The organism is Amycolatopsis sp. WAC 01416 (assembly GCF_003947485.1).
Lineage (GTDB): Bacteria > Actinomycetota > Actinomycetes > Mycobacteriales > Pseudonocardiaceae > Amycolatopsis.
This window is the reverse complement of sequence record NZ_QHHX01000009.1, coordinates 202,393-214,158: the sequence shown is the minus strand read 5'-3', so window position 1 is coordinate 214,158 and position 11,766 is coordinate 202,393. Positions and strand designations below refer to the sequence as shown.

At 70.6% G+C, this 11,766-nt stretch carries 10 protein-coding genes and 1 pseudogene; 5 read left to right on the top strand and 6 right to left on the bottom strand.

Annotated features, from left to right (window positions below):
• Positions 1-15: 15 nt before the first annotated feature.
• Positions 16-969, top strand: a complete 954-nt coding sequence (locus DL990_RS29730; protein WP_199746658.1) for a helix-turn-helix domain-containing protein — start codon at positions 16-18, stop codon at positions 967-969.
• Here DL990_RS29730 and DL990_RS29725 read toward each other — a convergent pair.
• From DL990_RS29725 to DL990_RS29710, 4 genes are read right to left on the bottom strand one after another with little or no spacing between them, the layout of a single operon-like run.
• The gene (locus DL990_RS29725; protein WP_125800643.1) at positions 950-1,771 is read right to left on the bottom strand and encodes an SGNH/GDSL hydrolase family protein; all 822 of its coding nucleotides are present in this window, start codon (positions 1,769-1,771) and stop codon (positions 950-952) included. The two genes, DL990_RS29730 and DL990_RS29725, sit on opposite strands and share 20 nt — an antisense overlap.
• 10 nt (positions 1,772-1,781) lie before the next feature.
• The gene (locus DL990_RS29720; protein ID WP_125800642.1) at positions 1,782-3,038 is read right to left on the bottom strand and encodes a carboxyl transferase domain-containing protein; all 1,257 of its coding nucleotides are present in this window, start codon (positions 3,036-3,038) and stop codon (positions 1,782-1,784) included.
• On the bottom strand, positions 3,031-4,440 hold the full coding sequence (locus DL990_RS29715) for an acyl-CoA synthetase (protein ID WP_125800641.1): 1,410 nt from the start codon (positions 4,438-4,440) through the stop codon (positions 3,031-3,033). Before DL990_RS29715 ends, DL990_RS29720 begins: the two co-directional genes overlap by 8 nt.
• A gap of 12 nt (positions 4,441-4,452) precedes the next feature.
• Entirely contained in the window at positions 4,453-5,730 is a 1,278-nt protein-coding gene (locus DL990_RS29710; RefSeq protein WP_125800640.1) for an SLC13 family permease, read from the bottom strand.
• A 148-nt stretch (positions 5,731-5,878) separates the two neighbouring features.
• Between DL990_RS29710 and DL990_RS29705 the strand changes: the two genes are divergently transcribed.
• The gene (locus DL990_RS29705; RefSeq protein WP_125800639.1) at positions 5,879-6,583 is read left to right on the top strand and encodes a FadR/GntR family transcriptional regulator; all 705 of its coding nucleotides are present in this window, start codon (positions 5,879-5,881) and stop codon (positions 6,581-6,583) included.
• Here DL990_RS29705 and DL990_RS29700 read toward each other — a convergent pair.
• Both DL990_RS29700 and DL990_RS29695 read right to left on the bottom strand, forming a co-directional pair.
• Complete coding sequence (locus tag DL990_RS29700; RefSeq protein WP_233620618.1) at positions 6,580-7,752, bottom strand: PLP-dependent aminotransferase family protein; 1,173 nt, start codon at positions 7,750-7,752, stop codon at positions 6,580-6,582. The genes DL990_RS29705 and DL990_RS29700 overlap by 4 nt on opposite strands.
• 82 nt (positions 7,753-7,834) lie before the next feature.
• Positions 7,835-9,061: an FAD-binding protein gene (locus DL990_RS29695; RefSeq protein ID WP_125800638.1), complete on the bottom strand. Its 1,227-nt coding sequence runs from the start codon at positions 9,059-9,061 to the stop codon at positions 7,835-7,837.
• Positions 9,062-9,203: 142 nt separating this feature from the next.
• Here DL990_RS29695 and DL990_RS29690 point away from each other — a divergent pair.
• The 3 genes and pseudogenes from DL990_RS29690 to DL990_RS29680 all read left to right on the top strand — a co-directional run.
• A pseudogene (locus DL990_RS29690) lies at positions 9,204-9,623 on the top strand (arsenic transporter); the annotation flags it as partial.
• A 26-nt stretch (positions 9,624-9,649) separates the two neighbouring features.
• Positions 9,650-10,420, top strand: a complete 771-nt coding sequence (locus DL990_RS29685) for an IclR family transcriptional regulator (RefSeq protein ID WP_125784491.1) — start codon at positions 9,650-9,652, stop codon at positions 10,418-10,420.
• A 32-nt stretch (positions 10,421-10,452) separates the two neighbouring features.
• Positions 10,453-11,628, top strand: coding sequence for a 4-hydroxybenzoate 3-monooxygenase (locus tag DL990_RS29680; protein WP_125800637.1), 1,176 nt, complete (start codon positions 10,453-10,455; stop codon positions 11,626-11,628).
• Positions 11,629-11,766 lie beyond the last annotated feature (138 nt).

Genomic DNA, 11,766 nt, shown 5'->3' with positions numbered 1-11,766 from the left:
CGTACACTTTCGGACATGAGCACGGTCGCCCTCGCCGCCACTGACGGCATGCTGCAGTTCGAGCTCGCCATCGCCCACGAGGTCTTCGGCACGGGCCTGCCGGGATTCGCCGGCTCCTGGTATGAACTCAGCGTCTGCGGATCGAAGCCGGTGAGGGTCGGCCGCTTCCTCCTCGAACCGGACCACGGGCTCGGCCATCTCGCGCGCGCCGACACGGTCATCGTCCCCGGCTGGGCCGACATCGACATCGATCCGCCCGCGGACCTCGTCGACGCCGTGCGGGCCGCCCACGAAGCGGGCGCACGGGTCGCGTCCCTCTGCACGGGCGCGTTCGTGCTGGCGGCCGCCGGCCTGCTCGACGGCCGCCGCGCCACGACGCATTGGGCGCACACCGACGTCCTCGCCGCCCGACATCCCTTGGTAGAGGTCGATCCGGACGTCCTCTACGTCGACAACGGCAGCGTGCTCACCTCGGCGGGCAAGGCCGCCGCGATGGACCTGTGCCTGCATCTGGTCCGCTCCGACCACGGTTCGGCGGTCGCGAACACCGTGGCCCGCCGCCTGGTCGTCCCGCCGCACCGCGCGGGCGGGCAGGCCCAGTTCGTCACCGCCCCGGTGCCCGAACAGGACGACCATCCGCTCGGCGGCCTGCTCCCCTGGATCACCGAACGGCTGGACCGGCCGCTGACCGTCGAGGATCTCGCCCGCCACGCCAACATGAGCTCGCGCAATCTGGCCAGGCATTTCCGCTCGGCGACCGGGACGACCCCGTTGCGCTGGCTGCTGAACCAGCGCATCCGCCGCGCGCAGGAACTCCTGGAGCGGACCGACGACAGCGTCGACCTGATCGCGGAGGCCACCGGGATGGGCACCGCCGCGACACTCCGACGGCATTTCAACCGGACCGTCGGCGTGCCGCCGGACAGCTACCGCCGCACCTTCCGCGCGGCTAACGCAGCCGTGCCGTGATCAGCTCCGCGACGGCCGCCATCCCGGCTTCGTTCGGGTGATAGGGAACGCGTCCCGGCGCGGCCGCGTACCGCTCCATCCACGGCACGGCGGCACAAGCGTCGTGGAACGCGCTGACGGCGGCAGCCGGGATCAAGGTGGCCCGCTCAGTGCGGGCGGCCTGCCGGGTCGCCGCCGCGAGCCGATCCGCGACCTCGCGTTCGAAGGCCAGTTGCGCCGGGGTGAGCGGAACGCCGTCGCACGCGGGCGCGGTGCGCGGCACGATCGTCAGGTAGTCGACGACCAGCACCCGGGCTCGCGGTGCGCGCCGATGGACCTCCGCGATGACGGCGCCGATCTTCTCGTGCACCGTGGTGAGTGCCGCGCGGACGGCGTCCTGGTCGACCTGGCCGCAGTTCGTGCCGCCGGTGTTCTGGCAGCCGTAGGTGAACAGACTGCCGACGTAGCCGACGTCGTTGCCGCCGATGGTGATGGTCACGAGCCGGGTGTCCCTGGTGACGGCCTCGATCTGCGGCGGCTGCCCGGCCTGTCCGGTGGTGAGGATGTTCGCGGTGGTCGCGCCGCTGCAGGTGGCGTCGGTGAGGGCGAGCCCGCGGCCGGCGGCCACGAGGCTCGCGTAGTTCTTCGTCGAACGTCCGCACGCGGCCGGTGTTCCCGGTTGCTGCGGCGGGATTCCCGGACCCGCCGCGAAGGAACTGCCCATGGCGACATAGCGGGACGGCGTAGTCGCTTGGACGTGCGAAGCAGCCAGGAGAGCGAGCGTGACCGCGGCGATCGTCGCGGCGGATATCCGCTTGAACATGTCGAACCCCTTATCTCACGAAGGTGACCGGTTCCGATCCCGCGATGCCGTCGATGGCACCGAGGGCGAGCAGATCTTCGGGGCGTGGCTTGAGTTCGCCGGCGAGGGCGGGGATCTCTTCAGGGTCCCGTTTGAGGATCCCGGCCGCCAGTTCCGGGGCGATCACGGTGAAGCAGGCGTCCGGGGTGAGCCAGATCCGGTCCGTCGAACAGAGGGCGAGCGCGCCGCCCGAACCGCCCTCACCGATCACCAAGGTCGTGATCGGGACGTTCGCCGCCGCGATCGTGCCGAACAGGCCGGCGATGGCGTTCCCGGCCCCGGCCGTCTCCGCGGCCGGATCGGCGGCCGCGCCGGGGGTGTCGACGAGCGTCAGCACCGGTAGCCCCAGCCGGTCGGCGAGCCGGATCAACCGTGTCGCCGTCCGGAAGCCCTCGGGTGTGGTCGCGGTCCCGGTCTGCGCCGCGAACGCCACCGGCCGCCCGCCACGGCTCCCGATCCCGCAGAGGACGCCACCGTCGGCGCCGTCCCGGAGGTGGACGCGAGTGTCGAAATGGTCGTCGAGATAAGCGTCCGCGCGTGGCCGGCCCACCGATCGCGCCCGCTGAACGGAGTGCCAGCCGTCCCGCGTGGGATCGAGGGCGCCGAGCGCGCGCGGCAGGTCCGCCGGGCGGTCCCGGGAAGCACCGGTCAAGAGCCCGAGCCAGACCTCCAGCCGATCGGCGAGCGCGTCTTCGGTCACCAGTTCGTCGACATATCCGGCCGCGTACTGGTTTTCCGCCGTATACGCGGGGTCGTCGGCGTACCGCTCCGGCCGCACCCGGCGGCCGGCGAAGCCCACCTGAGCGCCGGGAACGGCGAGCACGACATCGGCGTCGGCACCGAGGGACGCCCACACGCCGCCGGTGGTGGGATGCAGCGCGACGGTGATGTGGGGCAGCCCCTCTTCGCGCAGCAGTGCCAGACCTCGCGCGATCCGTTGCAGCTGCCGCAGAGCGGGCACGCCTTCCTGCATCCGGGTCCCGCCCGTGGACAACAGCGAGACGACGGGCAGACGGTGCGAGTGCGCCTCGTCGAACGCCCGCTCGATGAGCGCGCCGGTCCCGGTCCCGACCGAGCCGCCGAGGAACCCGAACTCGAAGCGGATCTTCACGACCTCGTGGCCGCCGATCTTCGCGCGTTCGCAGACGACCGCTTCGTCCGTGCCCGTGCGTTCCCTCGCGCGTGCCAGGGAAACTTCGTAACCGTCCCAGCCGAGTGGGTCAGCCATGGAGAGCCCGCTTGAGGACCTTGCCCATCTCGTTGCGGGGCAACGCTTCCAGGTAGTGCACGACACGTGGCCGCTTGTGCGGTGACAGCAGTCCGGCGACGTGGTCGGCGAGTTCGCCCGCCGACGGCTTGACCTCGGCGGGGACGATCCAGGCCACGATGCGCTCGCCGAGGTCGTCGTCCGGTTCCCCGGTGACGGCCGCTTCGGCGACCCCGGGATGCTCCAGGAGCGCGTTCTCGATCTCGCCCGCGCCGATCTTGTAGCCGCCGCTCTTGATCAGGTCGGTGGCGCGGCGGCCCACGATCCGCACGTAACCGTCCGGATCGCGTATCGCCATGTCACCGGTCTTGAACCAGCCGTCGTGCAACGCGGCTTCCGTGGCGTCCGGCCGGTTCAGGTAGCCGAGGAACAGGTTCGGGCCGCGGACCTCGATCTCACCGACGATCTCGCCGATGAGCGGTTCGCCGGAGTCGTCGACGAGCCTCAGTTCGACGCCGGGCACCGGCGGGCCGACCGCACCGGGCCGCCGGTCCCCCGCGGCGCGGACACCGCAGTTCATCAGTGTCTCGGTCATTCCATAGCGTTCGACGACCCGCTGGCCGGTCGCGGCGGTGATGCGCTGGTGATCGGTCGCGGGCAAGGCCGCGGAACCCGAGACGAGCAGCCGCGCCGCGCCCACTCCGGTAGCCAGCGCGGGATCGGCCTCGCAGTCGGCCGCGAGCCGGTGATACATCGTCGGGACGCCGAAGAGCATCGTGCCCGCGCCGGCGAGTTCCTTCGCGGCCGCTTCACTGGTGAACCGGCCGAGGTGGTGGAGCGAACCGCCCCGCCGCAACGGGCCGACCACCCCGAGGATCAGGCCGTGCACGTGGAACAACGGGAGGGCGTGCACGAGGACGTCGGCGTCGGTCCAGTCCCAGATCTCCGCGAGCGCGTCGAGATTCGACGCCACCGCCCGGCGCGGGAGCAGGACACCCTTCGGCGGTCCGGTGGTCCCGGAGGTGTAGATGACGAACGCCGGGGCTTCCGGGTCCGGTTCGTCGCCATGCCACGGCGTGCCCGAGAGGTCCAGTTCGACCGGAACCCGTTGCAGCGCCTCGAGTTCCGGCGGCAGCACGGCATCCGGCGCGGCCAGCACGAGATCCGGCGCGCTGTCGGCGACGATATGCGCCAGTTCGCGTGATCCGGCCTTCGGATTGACCGGCACCACCGGGACCCCGGCGGTCAGCGCGGCGACGATCGCGACACAGGTCCGGAGCGTCGGTGTCGCCCACACCGCGACGCGCGTGCGACCGGCCAGCGCGGCGGCGATCGGGCCCGCGACGGACGCGAGTTCGCCGTAGGTCAGGGATTCGGCCCCGAACCGCAGGGCGACGCGGTCACTCTTTCCGGCGATCAGCATGGATCTCCTCCCTCAGCCCCAGTTGGGCACGACGAACACGAGCCAGGCGATCAGCGGCACGACGGCCACCACGAGCGCCCCGTAGACCAGCAGCTGTTTGAAGAACTTGTCCCGGTCGACGTCCTTCGCGTTGGCGAGGACGAGCGCGCCGTTGGTGGAGAACGGGCTGACGTCCACCATCGTCGCCGAGACCGCGAGGGCGGCGATCATGCCGACCGGCCCGATCGTGCCCTGCGCCAGGAACGGGACGGCGAGCGGGATGAGCGCGCCCATCAGCCCCACCGAAGACGCGAAGGCCGAGACGACGCCGCCGATGTAGCAGAGCAGCAGCGCCGCGAGCAGCGGGATCCCCACGGTGGTCACCGCGTTGCCGACGTAGTCGATGGTGCCGATCTCCTTCAGCACCGCCACATACGTCAGCACGCCGCAGATCAGCAGCACGGTCGGCCAGGTGATCTCGGAGACGGCGGACCGGCTGGTCTTGGGCCACACGACACTCAGCAGGACGGCGACGGTGATGGCGGTCAGGCCCGGGTCGAGGTCGAACACCAGGGTGCCGACCACGAGCGCGATCAGGCCGGTCAGCGTCACGATCTTGGGGCCGTCCAAGGGAATGCGCTGTTCGTGCGGCAGCGGTTCCTCGTCGGCCTCCGCACCGGCGGCGCCCGCCGTCACCAGCTCTCGGCGCCGCAGTTTGGTCCCGCCGAGGACGACGAACAGGACACCCGCGATGGCGAGGTTCATGCCGAGGCTCGCGAAGAACAGCACCACGGGGCTGCCCGCGATGTTGTTGCGCTCGACGATCCCGTTGACGATCGAACCGTAGACGCTGATCGGCGAGAACCCGCCGCCCTGCGCGCCGTGCACCACCATCGCGCCCATGAGCAGCGGGCCCATCTTGTACCGGGCGGCGAAACCGAGGGCGATCGGCGCGACGATCGCGCAGGCCGCCGGGCTCACCGCGCCGATCGCGGTCAGCGCGCCGGTGACCACGAACATCACCCACGGGATGAGCGCGATCCGGCCGCCGACCAGCCGGACGGCCGCCGCCACCAGCCAGTCGGTGGTGCCGTTGGCCCTGGCGATGGCGAACAGATAGGTGACCCCCACCAGCACCACGAAGATGTCGCCGGGGAATCCGGCGAAGATGCCGTCGGTGTCCAGGCCACCGGCGAGGGTGCCGACGAGGAAAGCGCCGGCGAAGGCGAGCGCCCCCATGTTGATCGAACGGGTCGTGGCGAGGGCGAAGATCACCACGAGGACGAGAATCGAGATCAGCTGGGCGGACATGACCGTCCTCCTTGACGGCGGGAGCCCCTTTGGCGAGTGGCCGAGTGGACTAGTGGCTGAGCCACTTTCCCTGTGACGGCGACCACCTGTCAACCCAAGAATGGTAAATTGGCTCAGCCACTTGTCCAGTACGAGCGAGGGGGACCGAGTGCCGGAGGCGCTGAGCCGGTTGAACCGGGCGAAGCTCTACGAGCAGGTCATCGAGCGGATCAAAGCGCACGTCGAGGAGTCCGGCCTGCACGCGGGCGACAAGCTCCCCAGCGAACGCGACCTCGCCGAGCGGCTCGGGGTCAGCCGCGCGTCGATCAAGCAGGCGATCGTCGTCCTCGAAGTACAGGGACTGCTCGAGTCCCGCCACGGCGGGGGCACCTACCTGCGCAACGATCACCTCGACGTCGAACCGGTCGACGAACTCGTGGCGCGCCGCAGCCGGCTCCCGGAAGTGCTCGAAGCCCGCGAAGCGATGGAGACCAAGCTCGCGGAACTGGCCGCGCTGCGGCGCTCCGACGCGGATCTCGCCGCCATCGACGCGGCGCTGGCGTACATGGCGACCGAGATCGGCGACGGCGGGCACGGCGCGGAAGGCGACCGCCGGTTCCACGAAGCGATCACCGCCGCCGCGAACAACGGTCTCCTCGCCGAGTTCATGCGCTCGATCGACGCGCAGATCGCGGAGAGCCGCAACGAGTCGCTACGACAGCCCGGCAGGCCGTCCCGCTCGCTGAGCCAGCACCAGAAGATCGCCGACGCCATCCGGAACGGCGATCCGAAGGCGGCGGCGAACGCGATGCGACGGCACGTCCAGACCGTCAGCAAAGTCCGGCTGCTGACCTGGGATCCGCAGGCCGATTAGCGTCCATGAAGGGCTTTGCGCAGCCGCCGCAGCCCTTCGGCGATCGTCTCCGGCGCGTGTGCGGCGAACGAGAGCCGCAACGCCGACCGGTCCGGCTCCCCCACCTGGAACGCCGAACCGGGCACGAAAGCGACGTCGTGGCGCAACGCTTCAGGCAGCAGTGAATCCGTGTCCGCGCCGCCGGGAAGGGTGACCCAGACGAACATCCCGCCGTCCGGGTCGGTCCATGTCGTCCCGGGCGGCGTGATCGCGGGCAGCTCGGCCAGCATCGCGTCGCGGCGGACACGGTAGGTCGCGCACAGTTTCCGCACGTGGGCGTCGAGATCCGCGGCGGCCAGGTACTCGGCCGCCGCCGCCTGATCGACCGTCGAGGTGTGCAGATCGCTCGCCTGCTTGAGGATCGCGACGCGGCGCAACAGCTCCCTCGGCGCCCGGAGCCAGCCCAGCCGCATCCCCGGGGCGATCACCTTCGAGAAACTGCCGAGGTAGATCGCGCGCTCGGCGAGTTCCGGACGGGCCGACATCAGTTCTTCGCGTTCGCCGCGATACCGCAGCTCGTGGTACGGATCGTCCTCGACGAGCCAGAACCCGTGGCGCGCGATGACTTCCGCGAGCGCGCGACGCCTGCCGGGGCTGATCGTCCGGCCGGACGGATTCGAGAACGTCGGGACGAGGTACAACAGCGACGGCCGTTCCCTGGCCGCGATCTCGTCCAGCGCGGCCGGATCGATCCCCTCCGGGTCACCGGGAACGGGCACGATCCGCGCCTCGGCGAGCTGGAAGCACTGCAACGCGGACAGGTACACCGGTTCTTCCACCAGCACGGTGGCTCCGGGATCGAGCAACGCGGTGCTCAGCAGCTGAAGGCCCTGCTGTGAACCCGTGGTGATCAGCAGATCGTCCACAGTGGTCGCGAGCCCGCGACCGGCCAGCCGTTTCGCGAGCAGCTCGCGCAGCCGCGGATTCCCTTCGGTGGGCGAATACTGTAATGCGGACTTCTCGGCGAGTGCCCGGTCGAAGGCGGCGCGGAGGCCGTCCACATCGAACAGTTCCGGCGCGGGCATACCGCCCGCGAAGGAGATCACGCCCGGACGGGCGGTGAGCGCGAGCAGGTCGCGCACGGGAGAACTGGTGACGCCGTCCATACGACGGGCGAGGGGAAGAGACATGAAGGCTCCTCGGGAGAAACGTGCGGCTCCAGTGCAGCAGCCGGGGATCTTCCCGCGCGAGCAAGCAACTACCGCCAGGATATCAGCCCGGCTCCCCGAACACGTGCCGCCGGACGAACGGGTTCCGGAACTTCCCGTCCGGGTCCAGTTCGGTGGCCAGCGCCCGGAAATCGGCCAGCTTCGGGTAGTCCACGGCGTGGTGGAACAGCTTCCCCCAGTGCGGCCGGACCCCGAAGGGCGCCAAGCGTTCCTCCATGACGGGCAGCAGCTCGCGGACCGCGTCCTCGTCCGGCTGCCAGGTGAAGTGCAGTGCCAGCCTGTCGCCGCCGTGGAACGGGCTGAGCCACAGGTCGTCCCCCGCGACCGTGCGGATCTCCGAGGTGAGCAGGACGGGCGCCAGCCGGTGCCCGAGTCCGCGCATCGCCTCCATCGCCGCGACGGCGTGCCGGATCGGCACGAAGTACTCGGTCTGGAGTTCGTTCCCCACACTGGGCGTGAAGTCGAGGCGGAAATGCGGGATCCGTTCGTGCCACGGCCCCGGGACCCCGAGCTGCCGCGTGCAGTTGTCCGCCGGGATACCCGCCGCGTGAGCGGGATGCCGCGGCCCGTCCGCCGCCTTCGCGCCGAAGAAGTCCGCGCCCGGCCGCCCCGGACCCTTGACCCAGACCTGGTCGATCGTCTCGCGGGCCCAGTTCGTGAACAGGCTGACGCTGTAACCCGCGTCCTGGATCTCTTCGAAGTGCTCGTACGCCGACTCCCATGGCAACCCGTCGAAGACGTCCTGGCGGAGGTCGAAGGACGGCACCAGGTCGAGGGTCAGCCGGGTGACCACGCCCAGCGCGCCGAGGCCGACGACCACGCCGTCGTGCCGTGAGTACGTCTTCACCTCACCGTCCGCGGTGACCAGCTCCAAACCGGACACCGCCGACGCGAGACTCTGGTTGCGCCGCCCGGAACCGTGGGTCGCCGTCGCGACACTGCCCGCCACCGTGCAGTGAGGCAGCGAAGCGAGGTTGGCCAGCGCGAACCCGGCCGCGTGCGCCTGGATGGCGACGTCGCCGTAGCGCGCCGCCGCCGGCACCGTGACCGTCGCCGCGTCACTGTCGAGTTCGGCCATCTGGTCGAGCCCGGCCAGGTCGATCTGGACACCGCCCGGGAAGTCCGCGATGTCGTTGAAGCAATGCCTGCTGCCCAATGCCTTGACCGCCGTCGCCCCGGCGACGGCTTCCTGGACCTCTTCGACGGTCCGAGGGCGAAGAATGCGTTCTGCGGTGAAAGTCTGATTCCCCGCCCAGTTCGTCTCGCGCACCAAGCCCCTTTTCCTTACGGCGTCCGGACGCCGAGCCTACTCAGGCTAGATTGCCGGGTATGGCTTCACGAGGAGGTTGGCACTGACGGGCCTTCCCGGCGGGATGCTCATGGCCCGGTTCGGCCGGGGACGGCCACGGCGGCTGCTGCCGGTGTCCAATCTGACCAATCTGCTCGCCGTCGCCGCGACCGGTATCTCCTTCCTCCGGTTCACCGGGCTCATGCCCCTGCCCTGGCTCGCGGCGGTGCTCACCGAGTACCTGGTGTTCCGCCGGTTCTTCGCCGCAGACCTGGCGGCCTGGCCTCGTGGCGGCAAAGCGGTCCCGGCAGGGAAGGCCCCGGCGTTCGTCCTGGTCGTGCTCGGCCTGATGGCGGCCGTCCTCGCCAACCTGATCAACAACCTGCCGGCGGTGCTCGTGCTGCTGCCGCTCGCCACCGCGGGCGGGGCCCCGGTGGTGCTGGCCGTGCTGATCGGGGTCAACCTCGGGCCGAACCTCACGGTTCCGGCGGCCATCGTGCTCGCCGTCGCCGGCTTGTGGGCCGGGCTGATCCTGCTGCCCTGACTTCCGCTCAGTGAGAGAATGCCCGGATGGCCGGGAACCTGTCCACACCGGGCGCCAGCGTCACCTCACGGGCGTTCGCGCTCCTCGGCGCGTTCGACGTCGACCATCGCGAGCTGTCGCTGACCGAACTCGCGGGCCGCGCCGGCCTACCGCTGCCCACCGCGCACCGGATCGCCCGCGAACTCGTGGGCCTGGGCGCGCTGGAGCGGCGCGAGGATCGGTACGCCGTCGGCCGGCGACTGTGGGACCTCGGACTGCTCGCACCCGTCCAGTTCGAACTGCGGCAGGTCGCCGCCCCCTTCCTCCAGGACCTCTACGGCGCGACCGGCGCCACCGTGCACCTCGGCGAGCGGGACGACGTCCAGGTGCTCTATCTCGACCGGCTCTCCGGGAACGCGTCCGTGCCGGTGGTCAGCCGGATCGGCGGACGGCTGCCGCTGCACGCCACCGGCGTCGGGAAGGTGCTGCTGGCCTGGGCTCCGGAGGACGTCCAGCGGCAGGTGCTCGCCTCCCTGACCCGCGTCACGCCGTACACCGTCACCCAGCCCGGACGGCTCCGTGAGCAGTTGCGGCGCGTCCGCCGGGAGGGGTTCGCGCAGACTGTCGAGGAGATGAGCCGAGGCGCCTGTTCGGTCGCCGTCCCGATCCGGCCGTCCGGTGGCGAGGTCGTCGCGGCGCTCGGCCTGGTCGTCCCGGATCTGAGCCGCGGCCGGGCGCGGCTGGTGTCCGCGCTCCAGGTCGCGGCCGCCGGAATCGGGCGGAGCCTGCCGGTTTCACTGAGTGGAAGCGAACGCTAGGAGTTCGCCCACCCGGCGGCCAGACTCCGGTCATGCGCACCCCAGTCGCCATCGTCGGCGCCGGCCCGGCCGGACTGCTCCTGTCGCATCTTCTCGATCTGGCAGGGGTCGAATCGGTGATCGTGGAGGCCCGCTCGCGCGAGTACGTCGAGGCGCGGATCCGCGCGGGCATCCTCGAACAGTCCACAGTGGACCTTCTTCACGAGGCAGGCCTGGCGGACCGCCTCGACCGCGAAGGCGACGAGCACCGCGGTATCTACCTGCAGTGGCCGCAGGAGAGGCACCATCTCGACTTCGTGGACCTGGTCGGGCGAAGCGTCACCGTGTACGGCCAGACCGAGGTGACGAAGGACCTCGGCAAGGCGCGAGCGGCAGCCGGGCAGCAGATCCACTACGAGGTGGCCGACACCGCCGTGCACGACATCGAGACCGACCGTCCCTACCTCACCTTCACCGACGCGGAAGGCACACGACAGAGGCTCGACGCCGACGTCATCGTCGGCTGTGACGGTTCCTTCGGCCCTTGCCGCACCGCGATCCCCGACGCCGCGAAGCAGACTTGGGAGCGCACCTACCCGTATTCGTGGCTCGGTGTCCTCGCCGACGTCGCCCCGTCGACCGACGAACTCATCTACGCCTGGCATCCCGACGGCTTCGCGATGCACTCGATGCGTTCGGCCACCGTCAGCCGGCTGTACCTGCAAGTGCCCAACGGCACCGACATCGGCACCTGGTCCGACGACCGGATCTGGGAGGCGCTCGCGACCCGGCTCGGCCACGGCCAGGACGGCTGGACCCTCACACCAGGGCCGATCACCGACAAGAGCGTGCTGCCCATGCGCAGTTTCGTGCAGCAGCCCATGCGGCACGGCCGCCTGTTCCTCGCCGGCGACGCCGCCCATATCGTGCCGCCCACCGGCGCCAAAGGCCTCAACCTCGCCGTCGCCGACGTCGCCCTCCTCGCCCCCGCCCTGGCGGCCCTGGTGCGGGACAAGGACTCCGCACTCGCCGACGCCTACTCCGACACCGCACTGCGCCGGGTCTGGCGATGCACGCATTTCTCGTGGTGGATGACGACGATGCTGCACCAGTCGGACGATCCGTTCGACCGGCAGCTGCAGCTTTCGCAGTTGCGGTGGCTGGCGCGGAGCGAGGCGGGACGGGCGGGACTGGCGGAGAACTACGCGGGACTGCCGATCGGTTTCTGATTCGCCGTTTCCCGGCAACGGGCAACGCCGGCCGTCGCCCCGCCCGGCGACCGTTTCCGGGCCGCCTCGAACGTCCCGGTTCCCTGACGGGAATTCGCGCGCGATGGCCTCGGTCGCCGTTTTTCGGCAACGCTGAAA